The 26,341-nt window shown below is 33.9% G+C and carries 21 protein-coding genes; 2 read left to right on the forward strand and 19 right to left on the reverse strand.

All coding sequences use genetic code 11. The features are described 5' to 3' along the window. Nucleotides 1-49 precede the first annotated feature (49 nt). Nucleotides 50-1,006, reverse strand: a complete 957-nt coding sequence (locus IEV35_RS01160; protein ID WP_188382844.1) for a tyrosine-type recombinase/integrase — start codon at nucleotides 1,004-1,006, stop codon at nucleotides 50-52. Nucleotides 1,007-2,317: 1,311 nt separating this feature from the next. On the opposite strand from IEV35_RS01160, the gene IEV35_RS01165 reads away from it, so the two are divergent. Then, the gene (locus IEV35_RS01165) at nucleotides 2,318-2,620 is read left to right on the forward strand and encodes a hypothetical protein (protein ID WP_188382845.1); all 303 of its coding nucleotides are present in this window, start codon (nucleotides 2,318-2,320) and stop codon (nucleotides 2,618-2,620) included. Nucleotides 2,621-2,842: 222 nt separating this feature from the next. On the opposite strand, the gene IEV35_RS01170 is transcribed toward IEV35_RS01165, so the two are convergent. The 12 genes from IEV35_RS01170 to IEV35_RS01225 all read right to left on the reverse strand — a co-directional run bounded on the left by IEV35_RS01170 (nucleotide 2,843) and on the right by IEV35_RS01225 (nucleotide 17,716). Continuing rightward, the gene (locus IEV35_RS01170) at nucleotides 2,843-3,625 is read right to left on the reverse strand and encodes a class I SAM-dependent methyltransferase (protein WP_188382846.1); all 783 of its coding nucleotides are present in this window, start codon (nucleotides 3,623-3,625) and stop codon (nucleotides 2,843-2,845) included. Nucleotides 3,626-3,637: 12 nt separating this feature from the next. Beyond that, entirely contained in the window at nucleotides 3,638-4,108 is a 471-nt protein-coding gene (locus tag IEV35_RS01175) for an NUDIX domain-containing protein (RefSeq protein ID WP_188382847.1), read from the reverse strand. A gap of 48 nt (nucleotides 4,109-4,156) precedes the next feature. Continuing rightward, nucleotides 4,157-4,570 carry an NUDIX domain-containing protein gene (locus tag IEV35_RS01180; protein ID WP_188383007.1) on the reverse strand — a complete coding sequence of 138 codons (414 nt, stop codon included), beginning with the start codon at nucleotides 4,568-4,570 and terminating at the stop codon, nucleotides 4,157-4,159. A gap of 173 nt (nucleotides 4,571-4,743) precedes the next feature. Next, nucleotides 4,744-5,226 carry an inner membrane protein YiaA gene (yiaA, locus tag IEV35_RS01185; protein ID WP_188382848.1) on the reverse strand — a complete coding sequence of 161 codons (483 nt, stop codon included), beginning with the start codon at nucleotides 5,224-5,226 and terminating at the stop codon, nucleotides 4,744-4,746. A gap of 193 nt (nucleotides 5,227-5,419) precedes the next feature. After that, nucleotides 5,420-8,218, reverse strand: a complete 2,799-nt coding sequence (locus tag IEV35_RS01190) for a VWA domain-containing protein (protein WP_188382849.1) — start codon at nucleotides 8,216-8,218, stop codon at nucleotides 5,420-5,422. Further along, the gene (locus IEV35_RS01195; RefSeq protein WP_188382850.1) at nucleotides 8,199-10,007 is read right to left on the reverse strand and encodes a BatA domain-containing protein; all 1,809 of its coding nucleotides are present in this window, start codon (nucleotides 10,005-10,007) and stop codon (nucleotides 8,199-8,201) included. Before IEV35_RS01195 ends, IEV35_RS01190 begins: the two co-directional genes overlap by 20 nt. A gap of 13 nt (nucleotides 10,008-10,020) precedes the next feature. Further along, on the reverse strand, nucleotides 10,021-10,893 hold the full coding sequence (locus IEV35_RS01200) for a DUF58 domain-containing protein (protein ID WP_188382851.1): 873 nt from the start codon (nucleotides 10,891-10,893) through the stop codon (nucleotides 10,021-10,023). Further along, nucleotides 10,890-11,891 carry an AAA family ATPase gene (locus tag IEV35_RS01205; protein ID WP_188382852.1) on the reverse strand — a complete coding sequence of 334 codons (1,002 nt, stop codon included), beginning with the start codon at nucleotides 11,889-11,891 and terminating at the stop codon, nucleotides 10,890-10,892. Before IEV35_RS01205 ends, IEV35_RS01200 begins: the two co-directional genes overlap by 4 nt. 3 nt (nucleotides 11,892-11,894) lie before the next feature. After that, nucleotides 11,895-13,496 carry a DUF8809 domain-containing protein gene (locus tag IEV35_RS01210; protein WP_188382853.1) on the reverse strand — a complete coding sequence of 534 codons (1,602 nt, stop codon included), beginning with the start codon at nucleotides 13,494-13,496 and terminating at the stop codon, nucleotides 11,895-11,897. 1 nt (nucleotide 13,497) lies between these two features. Further along, nucleotides 13,498-14,340 (reverse strand): ABC transporter permease, encoded by an 843-nt coding sequence (locus IEV35_RS01215; protein WP_188382854.1) that lies wholly within the window; start codon nucleotides 14,338-14,340, stop codon nucleotides 13,498-13,500. After that, nucleotides 14,337-15,275, reverse strand: a complete 939-nt coding sequence (locus IEV35_RS01220) for an ABC transporter ATP-binding protein (RefSeq protein ID WP_188382855.1) — start codon at nucleotides 15,273-15,275, stop codon at nucleotides 14,337-14,339. Before IEV35_RS01220 ends, IEV35_RS01215 begins: the two co-directional genes overlap by 4 nt. After that, complete coding sequence (locus tag IEV35_RS01225) at nucleotides 15,272-17,716, reverse strand: DUF8725 domain-containing protein (RefSeq protein WP_188382856.1); 2,445 nt, start codon at nucleotides 17,714-17,716, stop codon at nucleotides 15,272-15,274. Before IEV35_RS01225 ends, IEV35_RS01220 begins: the two co-directional genes overlap by 4 nt. Nucleotides 17,717-18,006: 290 nt before the next feature. Between IEV35_RS01225 and IEV35_RS01230 the strand changes: the two genes are divergently transcribed. Continuing rightward, nucleotides 18,007-18,489, forward strand: coding sequence for a ribonuclease H-like YkuK family protein (locus IEV35_RS01230; RefSeq protein ID WP_188383008.1), 483 nt, complete (start codon nucleotides 18,007-18,009; stop codon nucleotides 18,487-18,489). Between the two features lie 5 nt (nucleotides 18,490-18,494). Here IEV35_RS01230 and IEV35_RS01235 read toward each other — a convergent pair whose 3' ends face one another. The 6 genes from IEV35_RS01235 to IEV35_RS01260 all read right to left on the reverse strand — a co-directional run bounded on the left by IEV35_RS01235 (nucleotide 18,495) and on the right by IEV35_RS01260 (nucleotide 26,315). Continuing rightward, complete coding sequence (locus IEV35_RS01235) at nucleotides 18,495-19,154, reverse strand: DNA alkylation repair protein (RefSeq protein WP_188382857.1); 660 nt, start codon at nucleotides 19,152-19,154, stop codon at nucleotides 18,495-18,497. Between the two features lie 271 nt (nucleotides 19,155-19,425). Then, nucleotides 19,426-20,046 carry a CAP domain-containing protein gene (locus IEV35_RS01240; RefSeq protein WP_188382858.1) on the reverse strand — a complete coding sequence of 207 codons (621 nt, stop codon included), beginning with the start codon at nucleotides 20,044-20,046 and terminating at the stop codon, nucleotides 19,426-19,428. Between the two features lie 91 nt (nucleotides 20,047-20,137). Beyond that, nucleotides 20,138-20,800, reverse strand: coding sequence for a CPBP family intramembrane glutamic endopeptidase (locus IEV35_RS01245; protein WP_188382859.1), 663 nt, complete (start codon nucleotides 20,798-20,800; stop codon nucleotides 20,138-20,140). Nucleotides 20,801-21,249: 449 nt separating this feature from the next. After that, nucleotides 21,250-22,113 carry a 5'-3' exonuclease gene (locus IEV35_RS01250; RefSeq protein WP_188382860.1) on the reverse strand — a complete coding sequence of 288 codons (864 nt, stop codon included), beginning with the start codon at nucleotides 22,111-22,113 and terminating at the stop codon, nucleotides 21,250-21,252. A gap of 14 nt (nucleotides 22,114-22,127) precedes the next feature. Then, nucleotides 22,128-25,742, reverse strand: coding sequence for a dynamin family protein (locus tag IEV35_RS01255; RefSeq protein WP_188382861.1), 3,615 nt, complete (start codon nucleotides 25,740-25,742; stop codon nucleotides 22,128-22,130). Between the two features lie 108 nt (nucleotides 25,743-25,850). Then, nucleotides 25,851-26,315: a CBS domain-containing protein gene (locus IEV35_RS01260; protein ID WP_188382862.1), complete on the reverse strand. Its 465-nt coding sequence runs from the start codon at nucleotides 26,313-26,315 to the stop codon at nucleotides 25,851-25,853. Between the last annotated feature and the right edge of the window lie 26 nt (nucleotides 26,316-26,341).

The following is a 26,341-nucleotide window of genomic DNA, read 5'->3' on the forward strand; positions in this document are numbered from 1 at the left end:
AAATCTAATTTATAGCTGTTTTTAGTTTACATAATGTTGCAGCCACGATTTAGAAAAAACGAGAAATATCTTTATTCCTCATCGCATCTTGTTTTTGTTTATTATTTACATGGGTATAAATTTGCGTTGTATTTAAACTTGAGTGACCCATTAATTCTTGTATTGTTACTAAATCAACACCATTTTTAACTAGACTAGTACCAAATGTATGCCTTAACTTATGAGCAGAAAGCTTCTTTTCCCGTAAATATTTCGTTCCTGTTAAATTCTTCAATCGAGCAAAAGTCTCCTCAGCAATTTCTTGAATTCTTCTTCTCGAAATTCTAGTTCCTCTTCTAGATAAGAAAAAGGCATTGCTATGATCTGCCTTTGGCACTGGTCGATAATTCCATTCATAGTCTAATAGAAGTTCAAACAAGGGAGGGGGTAGTGGGATATACCGTTCTTTATTTCCTTTACCAAACACCCGAATTCCAGGGTCTTCTTGATCTCGGATTAAATCTGTTACATTTAAGTGATGAACTTCAATTACTCGAAGGCCTGCGAGACTCATTAACATTAACATGCATTTATTGCGAATATAAAATTCATCCTCATTAATGGAATTGAAAAATGCTACTAACTCTTCCTCATTCAAATAAGTAGGTAATGAATTTCTCTCTGTTCTTGCCATATCCACTTCTTGCGCTGGATTAAAAGGTAGCATTTCTGACTTAACTAATGATTTATAAAATGTCCTAAGTGCCATTAACCTGCGATTTCTGGTAGTTTTTGCTTTTCCTTTTTGGGTTTTCCTTAAGAACTCTTGAATATGTTTCGGTTTAATGTCAGAAAGAGAAGGAAAACCTTGCCATTTTTTATGTAAGTATTCTAGAAAGATAGATATATCATCTTTATACGAGCGAATGGTAAAATCTGAATAACCTAAGTCTTCCATATACGTTTCAAAAATATCAATTTCATCCTCATAGTTAGAAAGGACGTTAGCTAATAGATCTTTTTCCATTAATTTCACCTTCTTTCGAATAAAACCTAATATTATTGTCAATTATATACTAAAAAATCACTTACCGCACATAATAATCATTATGCGGGGTAGAAAAGTGCATAAAATGGATAGAAATAGCTAAGAGATAAAAAACAAAAATAAAGCCGCATTAAAAATAACGCGTTTAAATGAAATTAGTCGATTAACTATACATAAGAATGAAACTCATTTCGTCTGAGAGCGCATGTTCAAACGTAAAAAAGCACAATAAACCCAGTAACATCAATATATTAAAGCTGTTTATTATGTCTAAAAAAACACGAACAAGAAGTGAAATAATCAATTTTTGTATAGATTTAACACTAATAATAGCAAATTAAGTCTTAATTTAACTAATAACAGATCTGGTAGCAACAACGGATTAATAAAATACAGTATTTATAAAAAACTAGCTAACGGATATTAATCAGAACAAAGATCCGTATTTAAGATGACAAAACAAATAGTCAAAGTGGTTAAATATAGATCACATAAATTTTCCAAACTAAAACATGAACAAAATATTTTAACAAAGAATTAAAATTAATATGAATTCATTAATTGACTAAAATACATTTAAATGGATTTTGAGCTGTTTTATAAATTTTTCCCAATTCTGTCTCACTATCAAGAGTAAACTTCTATTATGAGACCGACTTTAAATCTTTTCCATTTACTTCTCATAATAAGTATTATGTTAACTAGGAAAAAAATTATTTTATAACTTTTGTGTTCCCTTCTCATAATAAACAAAATTAGGAATTAAAGGTTTTCATTCAACAATATTCAGTTATACCCGGTTAGATCAAACCTGGTATGTCCTTACCACTCTCTAGTTCAGATTAGAATATGTTGATGTATCTATATATGGTAACTTAATTGAACTCATTTGAATGGAATTATAACAATCTGCCTTGTTCGACGATTTATACAAGTTGAGATGAAACATCTTCCTGTCAGTCCTCATACGATACAGCTTCGGACCTCTTCTGTTAAAGTCATTCAGTAAGTACAATCTAAAAATCATAGTGTTCTCTCGTAATGATATTCTTTAGGTTACTTATTTTAACGATGGTACAAATGCAAAATATACTCAATATCAGCTACTACTTCAATACATAATCCCTATCGAAATATGTGACCTGTTGTACCTAGTGTTCCTGCAAGAATGACCTTTTGACCTTCATATTTTTTTACAAGATATGGTAAAAACTTGGCAATAATAATGACTATTAATATTTAAGAAGTTATAATCAGATAATATATGATCTAGCTAATGGAGGTAATAAAATGGAAAAAGTTAAGGTTTGTTACATATCCTCATTTGATAAAGTAATTAATGGGAAATATATACAGGAAAGGATTGCCTATAAATTGGATAATCATCATGTAGTGGAATTTGTTGATGGATATATTGCAATCAATCAAATTACAGGTAATACAGATGATGGTGTGGTTATTGACATTTCAAAACAAACAACTCTGCCAATTTTAATAACAATTGAGAACACACAGGAATTCACAATTAATCATCCAACCGTATCCAATTTTCTTAGCTATTTAGTAGAGCATAAAGAAATCATACATAAATAATTATATGTTCCATTTCGCTTTATACTTATTTGACTCGAATTTAATTTCTCTTCAGCAAAAATAAAATAGAACCATAATCTTCATTAACTTGAGGATTATGGTTCTATTTGTTCACTTTGCAAAGAATATTCTGATTAATCACTTACAGCAAAATGCATAAATAAACTCAGTTTATTTTAAACTGAGTTTAAAAATGAATAATATATAACCTGTAAGTTAAAATTAACCCATACTTACCTTAACCGCCCTAGTCGCAATAAACGTCTTAATGTGCTTATCTATTATCCTCGTTCCACCGAAATCATCTTCATAAAAACCTGTAATAACAAATCCTGCATCAATTTGCCCTTGTATTTGCTCTTCTAAAGTATGTGCATATTCGATCGTCTGGCTAGAATCAATATACTCTTGCACTTGATCTTTTGGCAAATAGTCTAACGTAGATGACGGAATGGAATGTTTTACATCAAGAATCCCTTTTCTCTCTTGTTCATCATCAAAAATCCATAATAATGGATTCGCGAAACCAGCTATCAATACACCATTATCCTTTAATACCCTGGAGATCTCATTCCAAACAGGGCGAACATCTTCAACAAATAAATTAGAAACCGGATGTACAACCATATCAAATGATTCATTATCGAAAAGGCTTAAATCAGTCATATCCCCTTGCATTGTTTTCAAGGTTAACCCATCTCGATTTGCTACCATTTCATCTTGTTCTAATTGTTTTATCGAAATATCAATAATGGTTACATCCGCTCCCGCAGCTGCTAATACAGGACCTTGTTGACCACCACCAGAAGCAAGACAAAGAATCTTTACTCCATCCAGTGACTCTGGAAACCAATTTCTAGGAACTGTCTTTTCAGTCGTAACCGTAATACCCCATTCACCAGATCTACTCTTCTCAATAACTTCACTACTTACTGGTTGTGTATATCGAGAACTTTCTTCTACTTTTTTATCCCATGCTATACTGTTTTGTTTAGTAATATCCATTATAACTCCCCCTTAATTTCTATTCGATTGATCAATTGGAAATGGTAAAGTGCTCTCCCACCAGACACTAGATGAACCCTGTATATAATTACTGATTAATTCTCGAAACGGATATGGTTGTAAATTATGTTTATCAAGTTCTTTCCATGTAGACCAAAAGAATGTTAAATGTTCCTCCATAGATTCTGGATTGATGTTAGGCTGCAAGTTCCTAGTACTCACAGCAAAAGCTTGATTAATTTCACAATTTAATTTTCCTTTTTTCTCCCATTTATGCTCTACTAACCCTAAAAAATTACCAACTTCACAATTGATTCCTAGTTCCTCTTCTATCTCTCTTTTTAGTGCTTCTTTCGCACTTTCCCCAAATTCTATATGCCCACCTGGTAGGAACGTATTTGAATAACCCTTTGCCTGTGCAAGTAACACTTTGTTTTCCATTACAATAATCCCTCTAGCTAAATGATGAAAGTTTTGATTCATTATATCCCCCTTTTCAACAAGCTATAGTCATATTTTAAATTAATAGGACTACGTGTATGCCTTACGAACGATAATATGAGAGACGTTTTGTCGTTGATCCGAAGTAATGGTATCTAATATACCTTCAGGATATGTAGGTTTTATTCTTAATTGTTCAATCGTACGCCAAGTTAGTTTAATATGAGGATTTTCTTTATGAATTAAATCGGTACTTATCTCCTCTCTTTCTACGTTACCCCAATGGATTAATGTACATTGATGCACATTTTCCCCGTCATATTTCAGAATACTTTCATTTATACTAGCTAAATTTCCTAGCTTTACAGATAGATTATATTCCTCTAACAGCTCCCTTTTTATAGCTTCGATTGCTGTTTCTCCGAATTCAATTTCACCACCTGGTAGACGACTTTCTTCTAAATCACATTGGACGAGTACTTCTGTATGCTCTGGATTCGTTATTAATGCCTCTCCCCTTAGAACTGGTCTTTTTTCAAACTATCACCTACTACTATAGCATTCTTTCATACTTGTATATTGATAGTTTACCATAAAATACTATAAATTTAATTTATTCATAATAATAGAAAAAACAGTGCTAGGATTATACCTACCACTGTTTTAAAGTAACGGAATTACTTAGACTTCCCTGAACGATCCCTGGCTCTTTGTGTATCCCTTATGTTCTTTTGTATCGTAATAGCTGCAAAAAGACTAAGGACATATGCCATACCATAGAATCCTTTTTCACTTAACGTTATACTACCTGCATTATAAAGTCCAATTCCCATTAAGGAAATCGCAATTGCGATTGCTAGCCAACTTACACCATAATAAATATTGGTAACTGGAACACCCTCTTCTTTATCTCGTACTGTTTTTTGTAAAGAGATGGCTGCATACAACCCAAATACTAATACTGCAAAATAATACCCCTTTTCATTCAATTGCATTGTCGCATTAAATAAACCAATTAAATATGCAGTAACTCCTATTAACAATGCCGCCCAAGATGCTCCTTTAAATGCTGATGTGGGCTCACCCTCCACTCTTTCGTATTCTGGTTTTGGTTTTTCAAATTCTTCACTTTCTATTACAAATTCCTTTTGTTCTGACACAATATTGCCCCCTTGTTTTTATGAGGAAATCAACTTCCTTCACGATATTACTAAATTCAAGCATGCACTTGAGCCTAGGTAATTGTCAATATTCCGAAATAACTAATTATCTCAGGATAATTAGGTCTTAATTACCAATAATTAAAAATCTCGTCTAAAAGACACTAGCCTTTTAGACGAGAACGATTATTTCCTATTTATTTTTCCTGTTTTTTGCTTCTAACAACCGCTTCATACGGTCCTCTACATTCTCTTTATTATTATGTTGATCCACTTGCTGTTCCTTTTTTCTTTCAATTTTATGTTCTTTTTCCTGCTTTACTTGTTTAACCATTGGAGCTGGCTCTGTATTAATAAACTTTCCTTTTTCCTTCGAAGTGGCCTTTTTCAGCCTAGAGAACGTTTGTTCCACTTCTTGTTTTCTCTCATTCTCCTTATTACTAGTTTGATTTAATTTCCGCTTCACTTTTTCTGCTAAACTTACTAAGCCAAATCTCCTAATGTAAATTTCGATAAAGAACAGGAGAAAAGCAATTAATAAAATTTCAGAAAAAATTGGTTGACGTTCAGTCGGATAATATTCCAACTCTCGAAAAACATCTTCCGGATTTTCAACTATTATCCCACCACTAAGATAAGTTATTTCCTTCAGTAACGAATCATTCTGTACCGTTAATTCAAATTCCTTTGAATATGGAACGACAATTCCTGTTTGATACGTACTAGTAATTTGATCATCCTCTATTTTTGAAAGCTGTAAAAAGTAAATTCCTGTATCTGCTTGGAATGTTACCTCATGTTCTCCTGGTGCTGTAGGGCGTATCTGTGCTTCAATCTCCTTTCCTTTTTCATCAACAATTCTTGCTTCTAGTGGGAGAATATCTATATTTTCAGAAGTAACTTGTAACGTTATTTCTTTACCATTGATTCTTTGCTGAATATTAAACATTTCCTGTTGATAGGTAGGTAGACTCCATGTGAGCATTTCATTCCATAGTTCTACCCATTTTTCCCATAGTGGCCAATCACCTGCCCATTCACCACGTACATCTGATGTCCATGCTATCGTGTTTCCTAAGCCATATTGCCACCTGACTAGAACTGGGTCTCCCTTATCACTAATTAATATTTCTTCTGCTCTAGACTTAGGATCTGTGGCAACATAAACATTCATTTGTGGTACCCCATTATTGAATATACGGCTCCATTCTGTCGATTCCACATATGTAGGATAAAACGGATTATCCTCGATATATGTTCTTGTAGTTAGGATAGTTTCTCTTGAGAGAATACTTGGTATTGTAGATGCATCTTGAACATCATAATAACGACCAGTCCCTTCTGTTGCTAGTTCTTCAAGTAGCAGACGGTCAGCATCATTACCAATAGCAACAGTGGACAGTGTAATATTTGATTCCAATCCCTCTTCAATCATTGAAAGATAATCATTGTTAGTAGCAGATTGTCCATCTGTTAATAGTATAATGTGTTTTCTTTTCAAATCTAATGGTTTCAATTGTTCATAAGCTAGTTGTAAAGCTGGAAAGATGTTCGTGCCGCCACCTTCTGTCACCGAACGAATATTGTTTGCTGCTTCTTCCTTGTCACTTAGTGGAGCTGTTTCTATAATTTGCCAAGGCTGGTCATCAAATGCAATAAATCCTAATGTATCTTTTTCTCTTAGTAATTCTACCGACCTTGCAGCCGCTTCCTTCGCTAAATCCATCTTATAACCAGCCATACTACCAGAACGGTCTAAAACAATAATCAATCCTAAGGACGGTAACTCTTTTTTCCCTTTTAAATCCATCTCCACGGGTAGAACAGTCTCAATTGGTGTTTTGAAATATCCCCCTAGACCATAACTCTGATTCCCCCCGGTCATAATAAAGCCAACACCAAAATCTCTTACAGCACTTTCAATTAATTCCATCTGTTCTAGTGTAACATCGGTAGCTGAAACATTACTAAAAATGATTGTTTCATAATCTAATAACCCACTTAATGAAGTTGGTAATGTAACTGGATTGATACGATCCACCTGCAATCCACTTGCTTCCAATATTGGAGAAATATTATTCGCTTCTCCTTCTGCTCCTTCTACAATTAAGACACTTGGAGTTCCTTGTACATTGGATATAGCATAACCAACATTATTTTGCGAGAGACTATCCGCTTCTGAACTTATTTCTGCGTGAAAACTATGAATTCCAGGTGAATGAACAACATAGTCGAAAGTGTAGACATTCGTGCCTTCTTTTACGGATACTTCTTCATCTACGATTACTTCATTATTTTTACTAATACGAATACGTGAAGTAGTATCCACTGTACTAGATATCGTTGATTGAATTGTTGTCATTTCTCCATTAAATAAGTTCTTCGGTACAATGAATTCTTCCAGAGCTACATCTTGACTAATCGACGTTGTAAAGGGCATAACGTCTAATTCGATTCCTTTTTCTTTTATTACATTCACTTGATCTTTGACATTTCCTATATTTTCATTTCCATCCGTCAATAACACGATTCGTCCATTCGTTTTCAGTAAACTTGATGCAACTTGTAAGCCTTCCTCCAAATTTGTAAAGGATGTCTTAGTTGGTACCGAAGTTGAAACAATCGATTTTTCACGGGTAGAAACACTTTGCGAAATTTGCGCCTCTTCTGCCACGGTAATTATTGCATACGTATCATTTTCTCCCATCCCCTCAATTGCAACCTCGATAGCATCGTACATTTTGTTTTGTTCATTTCGTACACTTTCTGAATGATCGACGACAAATACTGTTGTCACACCTTGAACAGAAAAATGTAAGTAAGGACTACAAAGGGCGATGATAATCAGTGAAAATATGAAAAAACGTACAACTAATATTGTTCTTTTTTCCAGTTTGGAACGGAGGGTGATAGTTTTCCAATATAGATATAATACAGCGAGTACCGGAATAAACAGTAGGAGGAATATAGGATTATCTATTTGAAATCCCACGGCGATACACCTCCCATTCAATAAATAAAATGAGGAGTGCAAAAAGTGCAATCCAAGGCCATATTTCATTCGGCCTTTCTTGACTGCTATTCTTACTATCCTCTACTTCCAATGTAAAACTAGTTTTTGGTTGTATGTATTTTTCTTGTGGATCAATAGTTACTGCAAACAGTTTTTCAGATAATACTTCATTATTTTCTGAAATAATACGATACAATCCAGGGGAGCTTGGTGCCTTGAAATCCGCTTCATCCAAACTTAAGCTCAATATTTCATCACCATGTTCATTTACAATGGTGCTTTTCGTTGTACCGATTGGATGGGCAAAAGTAAATTGTTGCATGGGCTTTAAATAACCTAATGTATCTTGTGTTTCATAAAGGAAAGTGATGGCATTATATAAGAATATTGGAAAACTAGCATGTAATGGCCAATCGGTATCCGCAATATCAAAGCCGATAAAAACGATAGGATGCCCCTTATAATACCCCTTGCTAATAAGCGGCGTGTCTCCGCTAGTTAACAGTGTTTCTAATTCGGACTGTACATATGGAAAACTAGATTGGATATAAACTTCACTCATATCTACATATTGGAATAGTGGATCATCTTTTAGCTTTTCCACCGCTTCTGTTAATGTCTTTTTCTCTTTTACTTGAAACGCCCCATTCAATTCTGGTTCAAATATAATAGAAGGTCCATCTGGCCATTCTTTCTCTGGAACTCCTTCTAAGACGTATACTGCATTGGACTGTGTGACAGTTGTATTTTTATCATATTGAACAATATCTTCACTAAAATAACTCAATGCTTTTGTCGTAAAAGGATTGATGTCTCCAATTAAATGAATGGAAGGAGTTGTATTTTGTCCTAAAAATGCGACAAGATGGTTATCCGCTTTATAATCATCTGGTGTCGTTAACCGAGCATTGTAATAAGTATGTGAAGGTAGATTAGAAATTGGCAACTGAACGAGCTTTCTCGGTTCGATTAATTCTTCCAAAGTATAAAGGATATCATTTTCATTTTCGATGGAAATTGTGACAAGTCTTTCTTCATCTGATTCATTGTAGACCGTAACAATACCACTAATTCCTTCGTTGTTCTGTACGACACCAAACGTATGTAATGCAATATTGTCATTAGACGTACCGATATTATGAACAACCAATTTATTCGTTAATAACGTTTGATCTATCTGTTCTTTTTTTACCGCATCAGAAAAGACATGTATCTCACCCGTTGTACCAGATAAAATCTGTATCGCTAGTGGAATCGTCTTTTTCATATTTGCATGTTGGAAAGATGGTTGAACTTGCTCTATTTCTGTTATAGTTTCTTGATTCACGGGTTCATTGGAAAAGAGAATCGTAGGCGTTTCTTCTGCTAATATAACGGTTAGTAATTGGTTATCTAGCTTGTCTACCAATTCAATTGCTTGTTCCTTCGCTAACTCAAGTCTAGTAGTATTTTCACTTTCTTCAGTTGTCATTGATGCAGATGTATCCAGTATAAGGACAATATGTTCCCCGGAAAGTTCGTTCAATCCAATATATGGTCTTACTAAAGCAAGCATGAGCAAGAATAAGATAATTAATTGCAAATAGAGTAGTAGATGATGTTGTAACTTTCTCCACCATTTTGTCGCTTGCCATTCGTTCATCACTTGTTGCCATAAAAGGGTTGAGGGGATTACTTGAGACTCATATTGTTTACGGAAAAGATAAAATAATAAAACCGCGACTAAAAATATTGATAATATAAAAAAGCTAGGTGTCATAAAATTCATAACATCACCCCTGTTATATCCACCCTTTGGAAGCAATTTGGTTAAACAATACATCCTCAATAGGTTTTGTAACGGAACATTGGATAAACCCTATTCCTCTTTCAAAACAAAACCTCTCTAATTTCTCTGTATGATTGTTAAGTCGTTCATAATAATTAGACTTTACACTCCGACTCATCGTAACATTTACTTTTTCATTTGTTTCACTATCTACTAGCTCTAGATCCCCTTGATAAAATGGATCAATTTCATCTTGTGATAACAGTTGAATGATGTAGAGTTCTTGTTTTTGTGCTTGTAATTTCTTAATCGCAGATTCTATTAATTCAATAGGTTCCAGTAAATCACTAATTAAAATAGAAAGGCTAGATTTCGGCTGAATATAAGTATGAACTTTCTCAGAGAAAGTACCTTCTATAGGTTCAGAAGTAATAGAGTCTACATATTGCACCATTCTTCCCATAAATGCTTTTCCTTTTTTATATGTAAAGGGATGTGTTGCCGCTCCGATAGGGAATATACCTACTCGATCATCAGCATGTAATGCCATATAACCAAACGAGGCTGCCAATTGTTTCGCAAATCTCCATTTTTCTGATAGGATAGCCATGGAATTCGTGCAATCTAGATAGATAGATACAACAATTTCTTGCTCATCTAAAAATCGTTTTATATAATGCTTCTTCGTTCTAGCATAAATATTCCAATCGATCTGACGTAAATCATCACCTGGTTGGTACATTCTGTAATCAGAGAACTCTATAGAAGATCCTTGTCTTGTTGAACGCCTAGAACCTTTATGATGACCACGTTTTGAATTGCGTGATTGTATTCGATAGTTTGCAAGTTGATACATGATTTTACTAGATAGTAACGGTTCACTCATTGAGAATCACCAGTTGATTCGATAATTTGCTGAATGATTTCATCACTTGTTATACCTGCAGCCTCTCCTTCAAAATTAAGGAATAAACGGTGCCTTAACACGGGCATTGCTGTTTTTTTAATATCTCCTTTGGAAACATGAAAACGTCCCATTGTTAGTGCACGGACTTTTGCGATACGAACTAGAGCTTGCAATCCACGCGGGCCTGATCCATAACGAACATATTTCTTTACAAGCTCTGGACTTTCTACTTGATCCGGATGGCTAGCCATAATAAGACTTACTGCATAATCAAGAATTTCATCCGAAATAAGAATCTCCTTCGCTATACGTTGAATCATTTGAAGTCTATTCCCATCAATCACTTTCTGAAGAACAGGTGTCTCTACTCCAGTCGTATGATTAATGATTTGTTTTAATTCGTCCTTAGAAGGATATTCTACATTAATTTTTAAAAGAAAACGGTCCATCTGTGCCTCTGGTAATGGGTACGTCCCTTCTAAATCAAGTGGGTTTTGCGTTGCTAACACAAAAAACGGTTCTGGAAGCTGTTTTGTTTCACCCATTACTGATACCGTTTGTTCGCCCATCGCTTCCAAGAGAGCACTTTGTGTTTTTGGTGTAGCACGGTTAATTTCATCAGCTAGGACAATATTAGAAAAAATGGGACCTTCATGAAAAGTAAACGCTTGTCTTTTCCCATCTTCACTCGGCTCGATTAACATCGTACCAGTAATATCAGATGGCATCAGATCGGGAGTAAATTGGATTCTTGAAAACTTCAACTCCATGACATTAGAGATTGTTCGAATAAGCATTGTTTTTCCTAAACCAGGAAGCCCTTCTAATAGTGCATGCCCACCTGAAAAAATAGTCCACAGCACTTGGTCAATCGTATCATTTTGACCAACAATAAATGATTGAATTTCAATTTTTACGTTTGTAATTTCTTCAGCTACTTGTTGTAATTCCTTTTCTTTCGCTTCTACACTTAACAAGAGTCATTCTCCTTCCGGGGCTAAATCACTAAAATAATCCCTAATTACATCTTCTAAATAACTTGGCAATTCTAGTCTATCAACACTATTCCTGTACGATTTCTCATAATCACCATAAACGTCCTCATAGGATCGCACAGTTCCTTTTAATACTAATCCATCCGGTGAAAGTTGGAATTCACTATCTCCTTCTCCCATTTCCCCAAAGTCTTCTTCAATGGATTCCTGACCATCAATAATCTCAGGAATGGTTAATTCTCTAGATCCTTGGCCGAACCCAGCACCTGAGCCACCACTACCATTTCCAGTTCCACCGTTTCCACTCCCTGAACCTGATCCTGTTCCACTTCCGCCATTTCCAGAACTATTATTACCTTCATTACCAGACCCTTGACCTGCTCCAGTTCCTTCATTATTCCCATTTCCCTCTGAAGCTCCATTACTTTCCCCATCTTCATTTGAGTTACCATTGGAACTAGAATTGGAACCATTTTCTTGTTGGTTTTGTTCATTTGGATTTCCAAAGGCAAGATTTTCTTGATCGCTTAAACCATTCTGAGCCATATTTTGTTGAAGGGAAGTAGCTAGATTTTGTAATTGATCCTGTAGTGCAAGTATTTGATCTAATGATTGAACGGATTCAATCATATTTTGAAGTTGCTCTTCCAATGAAGCTAACATCTCTTCCAACTGGTCTTTTGATAAGGAAGATAAATCCGGGTTATCCATGTTTAACATATCTGAAAATAACTTCTCCAGAGTTTCTTGTTCATCTTCAGTTAATGAAGCTAAATCCTTTTCCATTAACTTATCCATTGCTTCACTAAGCTTATTAGTATCTAATGAGTCCAATGCCTCGGAAAGCTCTTGCATAGACTTTGTTTTTTCTGCAAGCTCTTCTAACTGCTGTTCGTTCTTTTCCGCTTTCGCCTTTTGTTCAGCAAGTTTCTTTTCTTGTTTCAGTAATTCCTCCAATAATTCTTTGCTTTCTTTTATTGAATCTGTTTGTTCCATTAATTCCTCTAATTCTTTTGTAAGATCTTTCTCTTCAACTAGCTTATTGATTTCTTCTTTCGTTTCTTTTGCAATCTCTTGATCGACTTCCTTTTGTTTCGCCAATCTCATAGTTTCGTTAGGTAGAAAATATAAAGTGGTCGATAGAACTAGCAATAGACTTACCCACATAACGTTTTTCCATCGAAAAATGAAAATTTTATCAGCTTGAATCAGTGAAAGAGATTGTTTCATTTGTTGAATTGTATTCTTGAGTTGGAGTTCAATCATAACTCCAGTATCGTTACGATAATGGTACGCTGTTGTAACATGATTATCCGCTACAAACTGGTCAAAGTAAGTAGCTGCTTCCTTTTCAGTTGGCCTTTTAAGTATTGTTAGAACAATAGTGCCAATGAAAACCAAGACACCAAACATACAGATTTTTTCTAATAAATGTGGAATAACGAAAAATCTTGCGAGCAATAGAAGGAATACACTTCCAAGTCCCAGAACAAATAAACCAACATAAAAATGGTTCATTAGGCGTTTCTTTCCTATTTTTTGTTTAGCAACCTTTAATAGCTTCTGAAATTGCTCGCGTTCATTCATGTTAAGCCCTTCCTTTATTTGCCGTCATTTTCGGTCGTAATTTTTTAATACTAATCCATAAGGATAGTATCGTTATTAATAGGTAAGTAATATAAAAACTAGTAACAATAGGAATACCAATTCCTGATCTTCGTTGTATTTCTTCCACCATATAAGGCTCAAACGATGATATTAAAATAATAAATGGATTTACCATTGCCGTAAAATACGGTACTGTCGTTGCACTGTTTTGATAGAAGAACATTTCACCTATGATAATCGTTAGAAATCCAGTCCCTGCAGTTAAGAATAATGCTACGCCATATGTCGTAATGGATGCAATAATCGTTTTCCTAATTAAAGTAGAAAATAACACGCCAAGGCTACCTATTGTAATCATCACAACTAAGTACAGTAAAAATGTCGAGAGCAGTAGATTTGGATGAACCCCACCGAATAAAAAAACAATACTGTACAGTGGTAATGATGAGATCATCATTAATAATAAGTACGAAATAGACGAAAATAATTTACTTAATATGATGCTTGTGGATGACTGAGGTGTTGTTAATAATATATTTAATGTTTGGCGTTCACGTTCTCCACTAACAACACCGGATGTTAAGCCAGGTGTCATAAAAAGGATTAATGCTAGTTGAACAAAAGACAATACGATAAACATAATTCTACTTTGATCAGGACTAAAGACAGAGGCAGTTGTATAGACCGTATTGACAATAATAAAGCCAATTGCAATTAATCCTAAAGCAAATAAATAGAAAAACACACCTAGAAATCCTTTAAACGAACGAAAGCGGAGTTTTATTTCTTTGTTCAAAACTGGATTAATCAATAATGATTTCAAGAAAAATCGACTCCTTTCGTAATTTCTAAAAAGACATCTTCTAAGTCCGTTTCTTCTTCATTAAAACTAACTATTTGTATATCTTTCAAAATGGCCTTTTTCAGTAATTGACCCTGTTCTTCATCAGTACCGGTATATGAAAAAATAATTGTATTTTCATTTTTATCATGTCTAGTTATTGCTGATACTTTAGGTTCATCTTCCAAAAAGGAAATTGCTTCTTCAAGATTAGATGATAATCGCACATGGATGACTTTATTTGCTTGCAGTTGCTTTTGAATCGTTCCAACCGAACCGGAAGCTACTAATTTTCCATTTGTAATAACACCTATCTCATCACACATTTCTGCTAGTTCCGGCAAGATATGGGAAGAAATGATGAGCGTTTTTCCCATCTTCTTTAATTCTTTTAATATTTCTCTCATTTCAATTCGTGCCCTTGGGTCTAGACCAGATGCAGGCTCATCTAAAATAAGCACTTCTGGATCATGGATGAGGGAACGTGCCAGACATAGTCTTTGTTTCATTCCTCTAGAAAGTACATCAACATACTCCTCTTCTTTATGTGACAGATTTACTAGTTCAAGCAACTGTGGAATTAACAGATCACGTTCATTTTTAGGTATCCCATAACTAGCACCATAGAAATGAAGATACTCTACGGTTTTAAATTGGTCATACACGCCGAAGAAGTCTGGCATATAGCCGATATGATTTCTCACTTTTTTAGGTTCTTTCGTTACATCATAGCCGTTCACAAAAGCTGTACCAGATGTGGGTGCAAGTAGCGTCGCTAATATGGAAAAGGTAGTCGATTTTCCCGCACCATTATGTCCAACAAATCCATAGACTGTACCTTTCTCAATCTTTAAGTTAAGTGAGTCAAGAGCAGTAAAAGAACCATATTTTTTTGTTAAATTTACTGTTTCAATCATTGGTTATATACTCCTTCCACCTCAAGCATTGGAATGGTTACATCTGGATTCGTCATTCCTGTTTTAACAAATGTAATAATAATTTTACCTTCTTCCGAAATATATGATGATACATCCTCTTCTAATGTTGTTTGACTACCATCTAACAGAACAAATTCACCGGTCTCTGGTTGATAAATACTAAATTCGGTATCAGCAGATATCGGATGTGTCACTCTTAATTTAGTAATTGTTATATGATCTAGGTTCATCTCTACAGGTAATTGATACACAAGTTGGTATTCGCCTTGATCCACAGAGGCAAAGTTATCGTCATACATCAGTCCATTATGATGAATGAATCCTTGATTATTAGAAAGTATACTTAATTCTGGTCGCATTTCATCTCTAGAAAGTTTAAACTCCCCACCTTGAAGCGAACGTATATCTACATGAACCCCTTGCGTTACAACAGAGAGTGAATTATACTTCTTTAATGATTTGTCTAGTGTAATATCGACCAATTTGTCTTTTGTAAATCCTGCAATTATTGGTTGTTTCTTATCTGTTGGTTGAAGATCAAAATAAAGGGACGAATCAAGTAATTCATATTTCTTCCACTCCTCTATGGAGTTTTTTCCTTTTGGCTCAGACATTCCACCATAACCTTGGTTGTAATAACCAGGAATAACTTTATTAGCTAAATTAGAGCGTGGTGCACCAATAATATCTTGAACATTATTTGAATCTAATTTTATATCAACTGAAATAGTCTCACCTGCTTGTATGGGACCTAATTCATATGCCTTCGATCCACTTAGTAAGTAAGCATCTTCTAAATCAAACGATAAATTGCTCGTAACTGACCCAATTAGTTGATTATTTTCTACCCATAAATCCGTATCTAACTCTCCAGTTTCTAATGATTTAATTGGACCCAATGCAGAACGAATGGACCAATACTCAACATCCTGATAAGTAATGAGTGTTTGTTGTCTTCCTTTTTCAACCATCGGTAATTGACGCATCGACTCACTTTCATAAGAACTGTATTGATTAATAGGAAAAGCATCAAAAGAGTTTGATTTTATCGTTAATGGATAGTCTCCTCCGCTACTAGTAAGTACTGAGAACGCCCCGAATCCATTTCCTTTTCCATTTTCATCAATTGCTATAAGATTGACATGATTTATTTGTGATCCTCCAATTCGATCTTTTGCACCAACGATAAAGATAGCAATACTTGAGAGAACAGCAACTGCAGGAATGATAATCCATGCTATTTCACGCTTATCCAATTTCTTTAATAAAAAATAAAGAGCAGGAATCAAAACAATTAAATAAATGATAAATAAGATGACTAATGGTTGTACCGGAATAAATAAAGAAGGATACATTTGGGCAACATTCTGAAAACGATATGTTAAATCATCTCTCATATAATTGTTATGACCATAGTAATTAACATCAACAGTTTGCTGAAATACTTGTGATAACCAATTAGAATAATTTTCCCATTTAGTTATTGACTCACTACTTAAGTTAAATGCAAATTGTGTTACCTCTCCAAGTCCAAACGTTTTATTTAGAACCATTGGTAAGGAATGGTCGCTATAGATTACATGTACATCATCGACAATATCTCCACTATGTATCTCGAGATTCTCAAAATTAGGTAGTTCTTCGTCTTCACTTAGTTTTAAAAAATTCAAATCGCTAAAGGACGCCTGTTCCTTAATTTCCATTAATAACATGTCTTTCAATCGATTATGTTGTTGTAAAAAAGGATCACTACCAATCATGAGATGTCCACCAGACGTTGTCCAATTATAAATTGCATCTATTTGTTCATCTGATAAACTTGCTATTTGATAATTATTAAGGACAATCACATCAAATAATCCTAATCCCATCGCATCATTTGCTACATTATCTTTCGTGATATGAAAAAATTCAACCGATTCTCCTTTGTAACGAAGCGTCTTTAATGCATTTAATGAATCTGGATCATTTGTTAATGCACCTATAACAATTCGTTGCTCTGGAAGGAATGAAGGTCGTGTTTTTGTATTCCCTTTTAGTGTGACCTCTTTTCCTTCTTCCCAGCTACCTTCATAAAAACGAACGTACGTTTGAGTAGTACCTTGACTACCAAAGTAATAATCATTTAACCCAGGTATGGAGACAGCTACAGTCGTCTCTTCCCCTTTCGGAAACTCTACTGGTACAACAACATTTCCAACTGAGTCGTACGAAGGACTAGAATAAAATACAAGATCCCCTGATACACTCTCTCCATTATTCTGTACTTTAACAGTGACGGGAAAACCTTTTCCCTTCTTTACCTTCCCATCTATGCCGTAAGTAATATGTACTTCTAACTGCTCTTCAGCTGTAACCACAATTGGTAATATAACTAGACATATACAAAACAAAATGAGAACAAGTAAGCTCTTTCGCAACAAGACCCCTCCTTCTAAACGGTAAACCAATAAATAAGTATAAAAATAATTCAAATTGTAAATTAACTATAACATAGTAAATTTAAATTTTATATTCTATTTCGAAGTTTCCCAATATAGACATATAACAGGAACAATTAAACAACAACAAGCATTCTATTTATTAATAAGACGAATTTTCATACAGAAAAGATTCATTTCCGTGAAGTTAATAGTATATAGGAGGTTTACAATTTGTGGCTTATTTAAACAAATTGGAAGACAACTTTCAGAATCTAACAAACAATTCGATGTCTTTTGAAGAAGTATTTCAGCACATTGTTCAATTTATAAAAAAAGATCCAACTGGGCAGTATCGATTAATATTTGGTACAGATTCACAAGTACACACAACATATACTAGATTTATTACTGGAATTGTTATTCAGTGTGAAACGAAAGGTGCATGGGCTTGTATAAGAAGGGTGGATGTTCCGCGTAAGATGCTTAATCTTCACGAACGCATATCATATGAAACTTCCTTAACAGAAGAGGTGGTTTCCTTATTTACAAAAGAAAAAAAGAACCGACTAATCGATATTGTGTTACCCAACATATATAAAGGTTCTTCCTTTATCATTGAAGGGCATATCGATATTGGTTCTTCCCAAAAAAATAAAACAAGAATATTTGTTAATGAGATGGTCAGTAGAATGGAATCATTAGGAATCGAGCCAAAAATAAAGCCAGACTCATTTGTCGCAAGTTCTTATGCAAATCGATTTACAAAATAAATAAGTTATAGATATTTGCTTCCTTCACGAATACTAAGTTTAGCTAGCTTAGTGTTTTCAATAAAATAACGGACAGAAGTTGGATTGATTTTTGAATATTCCCGTAATGCCCAACCAATTGCCTTTTGTATAAAAAATTCCTTACTTTCTGCATTACGTATTATATATGTATATAAAATATCTTCATTTGTCTTTTCTTTATATTTTAATTGAAATAAAATGGCTGTTCTTATTAACCACAAATTATCATGAACAGACCAGCTATCAATGGTGTCACTGATTACTCTAGAATCAATAGAAGCTATTTTACCTACTGGTTTCTGAGCAAGCATGTCCACTGTATCCCACCAAGATTTTGTTACAATTAATTCTTCAAATAGAGCTAGGTCTTCTACGTTTATTTTTCGTAGCATTTTGTCTATATAATCAAGAGCAATATATTGATATTCTCGTTCATCCATCGCCCACAGTTGTAAGATAAAATCTCTATCAAAGGCTTCTTTAATAATACCTGTATCCTTGAAAAACTGATTTGTTATCTTTTTTCTTTCCGGTGTTTTTATCCCTAAAAAAGTAAAATGATCTTTCATATACTTTTCCATTGGAATAGCATTTTCTAAATTTCTATTTGCTTCAAGTTCCTTGACTAACTTATGTATCATCATAATCCCCCATATATAAATAAAGTAATAGAGGCTGGGGATTAACACTTTTCAGGAATGGAAATTACGAACTAGCACAACATAAGCCCCGGCAATATACGGAGACTCCTGTGGGAGGAAAGGCATCGGTGAGACCCCGGAGTGCGTAAGCACGAGGAGGCTCATCAGCCGCCCACGGAAAGCGAAGTATATTGCCGGGGCGGGATAGATGCACTAGTCTGAACTGTTCAGATTTACCTTTCTAGAAATAATTAAACCCCAGCCTCTCTAATCTCTATGAACCAGTAAACATCTGTACCCATGCTCCATTATAATAGCCAACACCAATAGAATCGAAATTTGCATTCAATATATTCGCTCTATGACCAGATGAGTTCATCCAGGCATTCATTACTTCTTGTGGAGTTTTTTGTCCTTTAGCAATATTTTCACCCGCTGTTCGATACTTAATCCCAAAAGTCTTAAGCATATCAAAAGGGGAGCCATAGTTTGGACTTGTATGAGAGAAGTAATTGGAATTAATCATATCCGCAGCTTTTCTCTCTGCTACACTCTTAATATCCGCTCTATGTTTCAATGGACTTAATCCATGTTTAGCTCTTTCCTGATTAACAAGCTGAGCAACTTGTTCCTCAAATGTAGTCGGACTTGGAGCAGTTGCTCGTAGTCTTATAACAGAACCGACTTGCATATTTGTGGGAACCACACTAGGGTTTAAACGCATTAACTGCTTATAATCTAAACCATATCGTTTAGCTATAAACCAAAATGTATCCCCTTTTGATACTTTATAAAAATCAAAAGGTGGTTCCTTAAACATCTTGATCTGTGCACTTGCACCGATCGGAAACGCCAATAGTAACGCGAGTAGTAAGGGAATTAATCGTTTCTTCATTTGTTTTCACCTCAGATGATTTTATTGTTATCCCCTTCCTATTTTCTAACAACCCAACATAGTAATGCATGGGTTTTCTTGGCACTTGTTGTTAATAAAATAATGTTAATCCAATCAATACAATAACTATATCTGCACAAATATGAATCATCCAAGAAGCCCATATCGTTTGATTTTTTTCATTTACTTTATGAAATATTAGACCAATGATCCACAGCCCAATAAAACATAATCCAATTATTGTCGGGCTAAACCATAAAATAATCATCGGAATATGATAACTGGCAAATAATAATGGACTATATATGTATCCTAACTTCCTAGGTAGTTGAAAAAAAATAAATCCTCTAAAAAAATATTCCTCTAAGAACGAATTTCCAAACGTAATATACAATCCAACTATTATATATGTAGTTGTCGTTATTCCAAGTCTTTCTGTTAAATCACCTTTTATTGCACTTAAGTCAATAAAAGGTAAACAAATTACATATGCAATAAATACGATTGTTGCGGAAAGAAACCCAAGTAAAAAAATCCGTCTCCATTCTTTTCTTGAAATCTTTTCTAAACTTACTGGATCCTTGAATCGGAATTTGTTAAAACTTCGTTGGTACCACCAAATCGTTAAAAAGAAAATGGTAACCTTTAATGTAGTTTTTATTAAATAATTAATTTCTAACCCATGCTCGACAAAAGCGAGTATGCCACATGTAATTAACGTGCTCGTAATAATAAAAACAGATTGTCTTCTCACCCATATACCCCTTAATTAGGAAATATTTTTAATTTTTTTATTCTATAATGTATTATGTCACATCCATAATTGACCTGTAAACGAACAAAAAAAGAAAATAGGATAATTTTGTAAAAAATAATGCATTAGAATAAAATAACGGGGTATCATACTGTTTGTAAGGTGAATATGAATTATTTACTTCAAATTCACTAAAAAAACATAGGAGGGTCAACATGGCGAATAACAAGAATCGCAACAACAATAACAACAACAATAATAACAACAATAACGATAATGTTGAATTTGCGAATGAGTTTCTAAATGAAAATTTAGACAACAACAACAACAATAATAACAACAATAAAAATCGCAACAAAAATCGCAATAACAACAATCGTAATAACTAGTTCGTAATTACTAGTACACAAGAAAAGAGGCTAGACGTTAAGTCAAGCCTCTTTTCTTTATTATGAAAGTAATTTAATTAGATTCCCTACACGAAGTTCAAGCATACGTTGTTCAACTTTGTCTTTATCATACTCCCACTTAGCTGAAGGTAATGTAACATCCACGGGTACGTCACATTTTATCTCCGCAAGGTTACGAGATAGATGAAGCATATCTAGATTAGCCTTTATTTTTGTCTGTACCCCTTTCGGAAGATTGTCAATATTCTCTAATAATCCTTCAATCGTTTCATGTTCTTGTATTAGTTTCAGTGCTGTCTTCTCACCAATACCTTTTACACCCGGATAATTATCAGAAGTATCCCCCATTAATCCTTTTAAATCAATGATTTGACTAGGAGAAAGTCCTTTTTTCTCATAAAAATTTTCATCAGTGAATACTTCGTAATTACCCATGCCCTTTTTCATAATAGCAACATCCACACTTGGTTTTACTAACTGTAATATATCTTGATCACCAGTTAATATAATAACTTGATGCTCTTTAGAGAATTTGTTTGCAAGCGTTCCAATACAATCATCCGCTTCAAAATTCTCTAAGCCAACGTTAGGCATCTCAAATGCATCGACTACTTCCTTAACTAAATCAAATTGTGGAATTAGTTCTTCCGGTGGTGCAGAACGATTTGCTTTATAATCTTCATACATTGTTGTACGAAATGTTTTGCTCCCCATATCCCAACAACAAACAACATGTGTAGGCTGGAACGTATCAACTGCATCTAATAAATATCGTAAAAATTGATACACTCCATTTGTCGGAACTCCATCTTCATTTTTCATAAAGTTCCCTGGAAATGATGTTGCAAAAAATCCTCTAAATAATAAAGCCATTCCATCGACTAATAGGATGGACTGTTTCATCTATAACACATCCTCTATAATAAAATATCTAGTAATTCTGTTAGTTTGTCTTCTTTTTCTTTTAGTACATGTAAGTCCATTGAATGCTCTAACATATCCAAGCTATTTTTGACGTATTGATTAATCTCTTTTTCAATAGAAATAATTGTAGACTCAAATACATTGTTCCATTCCATATGATATTGATTATCCATCACTTGCTCTACATGCTTCAAATATACTTGGATTTCTGGTAGAAGTATATTATACATGATTTCCTTCATTTTTTCTTTGTCATTTTTTACAAAGAAAGATTTTGTCCCTTTAAATACTGCAAATGCTTTTTGAAATAAATTAACATCCATATCTTGAAGCGGCTGAACATACTCAGGTGTATTTAAATTAATCGTTTTAAGAGCTGGGATACTAAAGTCTCGGTCAATTTCTGTAAGCCGGGTACGGTTCGTTTCCGAAACATCTTCATATTGTTCTTTTAAATATGCTTCTATTCGTAGGGATACTGCCCTTACTTCTTGTAATAACTCATAGCCTGTGTAATCTAACAAATCAAGTAAGTTCTTCTCTAACTGCCTGTTTGCTTTACGACCAGATTCGGTTACCGTCGTAGGGTTGTAAAAATCTTTATAAATATCATGAAAACGAATACCAATTCGTTCCATTACATAGTGAAGTTGTTTGGAAATTCGTTGCTTAATTCGATCATAATAAATAGAACTGTCACTTAAACGAACGGAATCTAGTAATTGTCGCTGTCTAGTTTGTAATTCTATCTTATAATTATCTTTTTCTTGTTCATCTAAATCAGCCTTTTGGATAAAGTGTTCTAATAATTGCTTCGTTCGATATAATTCATGAACAGCAGATTTCACAGCAATTTTAGAAAGTTCATTTTCTAAGAAGTCATAAAAACGCTCTTCAAATTGCGCTATTTGTTCATTGATTGGCAATTTAGCCAATTTCTCTTCTAAAGATCGCTTACTAGACACTGGAAATAATCTTGGATTTCTTATTCCTAATTTTAATAATTGATCTTTCACATAATTAGTAACCAATTGTAATTCCTCATCATCATGTGCCAAATCAGATGCATTTATAATGAAAAACATTTTATCCATTTCAAATGATTCTTTAACACGCCCAAGCTGTGTCACAAAATCTTTGTCTGCCTTTGTAATCGCATGATTATAATAGGTAACGTAAAGAATTGCATCAGCACTTTTAATATAGTCAAACGCTACATTAGTATGGCGAGCATTTACAGAATCTGCACCAGGTGTATCAACTAAGGTTATTCCTTTTTGGGTAATAGAGCAATCATAATAAAGGTCAATTGATTCAACATAACATGCTTTTGATTCATCAGTAACATAACTTTCGAAATCATCGATACGTATTATTTTACTCTGGCCAATCATTCCTTTATGATCTTCGAATCCTTTTAATATTGCTTGTAAATAGCTCTTATACATATGGCTTAGTTCATCACTATATTGGACTCGATGTTGGCTAATCCAACTGACAACACTCTCTAAACTTTCAAATGAAGGTGGAGAAAAATGTTTAACAATGTTGGAGAGATCACTTACTAATGTTTTCTCATCCTTTAAATGAATCGCTACTGTCCCATGTTCATACCTTGGTGTGACAGGAGTAATTCGGTTAATCACTGCTGTTGTAGGATTAGGGGATGACGGTAATATCCCTTCTCCGATTAAAGCATTCGCAAATGAGGATTTTCCAGCACTAAATGCACCGAATAAAGCAATAGTTAGTTCACGATTTTCCAGTTTTTCTTTTCTGGCTTTAAGTTCATTTATAATAGAAGCAAAAGCGGGAATATCTTCTACTAATTGAACTGTGTTTTCAATCGCTTGAATTACTCGATAAGCGGTTGGTGTATTTTCTGCATTAGTTTCTATTTTTTCAAAGTTTTCATTTGGTAAAGTAGATTCTACTATTTTTTCCAATTTAGAAACACCTTTTTTGAATTCGATGTTCCTTAATTTAGCCAATATTTCATTCTCAGTTTCTTCCGTAAATTCTGGATGATGAAGTTGTTCCTCAAGAAGGGATAATTGCTTGTTTAACTCCGTTTCCAAACGTTGGATTTTTTCCTGTATCTTTAATATATCCTTATATTGGGACAATTCCTCTTCATAGTGAGGAATCTTTTGATTCGTATCTTTCTCGAGTAATTCAGTTCCTTTATTTAATATTACTCGTGCAACGTCTCGATATTTCTTCTTAATAGAATTGGCAAGATCATTCGTGTAATTTAATACATAATCCCCGTTAACTTGTGCCCCTTTTTTAATCTGTTCTCCTAAATGTTCGTTTGTTAGTGTAACCGTACAACTTTGAATGGTAGTTAGCAGTTCTTCTTCTAGAATACCGTATGTTCTTACTACTTCCGTCATTTTTTCTCGAAGTTTCCATTCTAAATTCTTCTCTATACTTTCTTGTACACTAGCTAAAAATAAATTAGTACGACGTTCTCTCTCTTCTTCTGTTTTTTTCTTTGCACCAATAAACCCTATTTTGAAATCCTTTTGTTGTGATTGTAAATAACTTAACGCAAGGTCTCGAGTTGTTGCTGGCATCAAATAGGCATTTTTCATTGTTTGGTCTATTGTTTGATTAAAGTCCTGATGAAAAGATGATACTTTTCCCTGTAATTCCTCTATAGATTGTTGTAGCGATTGAATAATGTCTAATAAGCCTTCTTCACTTGCTTCTTCATCATAAAGATTGGCTTTTTTTTCTTCATATTTATCTTCTAGAAACTGTTTATGTGAGTCCATAATATTTTGAACAGCCGAATCTAAACGTTGTATCCGTTCTTCTCGAAATAAACTATCAATTTTTTGTTTAATTTCATCAAATTGATTATGTTTCACAGTTGGATCTTTCATAGAAGAATAGTAAATTGCTTCTGGGGAGAGTCCCCACTCATCAAACGTTTGTTTTACACTAGTTTCAAAAGAAGTAAAGGTTAACTCAGTTTCATTATGTTTATCGATTTGATTAATAATAATGTAGAAAGGTATTTTCATAGATTGAATGCTTTGGAGAAACATTAAGTTTACTTCAGATTGAACATGATTATAGTCCATTACATAAACCAGCACGTCTACTAGATGTAGCGATGATTCCGTAATCATTCGATCGGTATCATCCGCAGCATCTATTCCAGGTGTATCAAAAATGGAACAGTTGGCTGGAATAAGTGGTTGACTAGAGTTAATTTCTATTTTTTTAATAGTATCTTTATCTTTTGCAAAATCCTTAATCATATCTATATCATATGGCTCATTATATTCAACCGGCTGCTCATGGTGGAAAAACACACGGGCAACCCCTTCACCCGATGTAAGTTTGACAATATTCGCACTAGTTGGGATGGGACTTTTTGGTAATAAATCCGATCCTATTAATGCATTAATTAACGAAGATTTTCCAGCTGAAAAGTGACCAGTAAAACCAATTGTATATTCATCTTTTTGTTTTTTCTCAAAAAGATCGATGATTTTTTCTGCATTAATGTCATCTCCGTGTTGTTTTAGAACATGATACAAGCCAACTAAGTTTTCATTTGAAATAATTGATGTATTTTGTTTTGTTGCCCTCACGTGAAATAAACCCCTTTATTTTGTCATCATGTCATTATTATAACGTATTCTTCTTTGCTTTGACACATTTATCAGTCAAATGAAAAGAGGCTCAACATGCTTGAGCCTCTACTGTTTTTGAATAATCGTATTGGTAACGTGTCGGAGTAAATCTCCTCTACTAATAACTCCGACAACTCGCTTATTCTCATCTGTAATTGGGATTTTCTTAAAATGGTATTTAGCAAATATACTAAATGCATCCTCTAATTTATTATCTGGATGAAGTGTGATAATATCTCGAGTTTTCATCATGTTTGAAACTGACTTTGATAAAGTATAGGATAGTTTTTCTAATAAATTTTCCTGCTCATTAACCATAATAATCGCAAACATATCGAAAACAGCCCTACTATTAGGTTTTAAATATCGAATTACATCACCATCGCTTATTACACCAACTAATGTATTGTCCTCATTAACAACCGGGACACCACCAATTTTTTTCTCAACTAATAATTCCAGTAACTCTTTAACCGTCGTTTGTTCCTTTACACTAATAACATCTGGAATCATAAAATCTTTAATTTTCATCTTTTCACCATCTTGTTGTTTATTAG

The sequence above is a fragment of the Ornithinibacillus halotolerans genome, assembly GCF_014637405.1.
GTDB lineage: Bacteria > Bacillota > Bacilli > Bacillales > Amphibacillaceae > Ornithinibacillus > Ornithinibacillus halotolerans.

Excerpts from the sequence above, each read along its gene's own strand:
- IEV35_RS01220 (WP_188382855.1), bottom strand. The coding sequence starts at position 15,275 with ATGATTGAAACAGTAAATTTAACAAAAAAATATGGTTCTTTTACTGCT.
- IEV35_RS01240 (WP_188382858.1), bottom strand. The coding sequence starts at position 20,046 with ATGAAGAAACGATTAATTCCCTTACTACTCGCGTTACTATTGGCGTTT.
- IEV35_RS01175 (WP_188382847.1), bottom strand. The coding sequence starts at position 4,108 with ATGAATCAAAACTTTCATCATTTAGCTAGAGGGATTATTGTAATGGAA.
- IEV35_RS01210 (WP_188382853.1), bottom strand. The coding sequence starts at position 13,496 with ATGAATGAACGCGAGCAATTTCAGAAGCTATTAAAGGTTGCTAAACAA.
- IEV35_RS01170 (WP_188382846.1), bottom strand. The coding sequence starts at position 3,625 with ATGGATATTACTAAACAAAACAGTATAGCATGGGATAAAAAAGTAGAA.
- IEV35_RS01195 (WP_188382850.1), bottom strand. The coding sequence starts at position 10,007 with ATGAATTTTATGACACCTAGCTTTTTTATATTATCAATATTTTTAGTC.
- IEV35_RS01165 (WP_188382845.1), top strand. The coding sequence starts at position 2,318 with ATGGAAAAAGTTAAGGTTTGTTACATATCCTCATTTGATAAAGTAATT.
- IEV35_RS01160 (WP_188382844.1), bottom strand. The coding sequence starts at position 1,006 with ATGGAAAAAGATCTATTAGCTAACGTCCTTTCTAACTATGAGGATGAA.
- IEV35_RS01200 (WP_188382851.1), bottom strand. The coding sequence starts at position 10,893 with ATGAGTGAACCGTTACTATCTAGTAAAATCATGTATCAACTTGCAAAC.
- IEV35_RS01235 (WP_188382857.1), bottom strand. The coding sequence starts at position 19,154 with ATGATGATACATAAGTTAGTCAAGGAACTTGAAGCAAATAGAAATTTA.
- IEV35_RS01230 (WP_188383008.1), top strand. The coding sequence starts at position 18,007 with ATGTCTTTTGAAGAAGTATTTCAGCACATTGTTCAATTTATAAAAAAA.
- IEV35_RS01250 (WP_188382860.1), bottom strand. The coding sequence starts at position 22,113 with ATGAAACAGTCCATCCTATTAGTCGATGGAATGGCTTTATTATTTAGA.
- IEV35_RS01260 (WP_188382862.1), bottom strand. The coding sequence starts at position 26,315 with ATGAAAATTAAAGATTTTATGATTCCAGATGTTATTAGTGTAAAGGAA.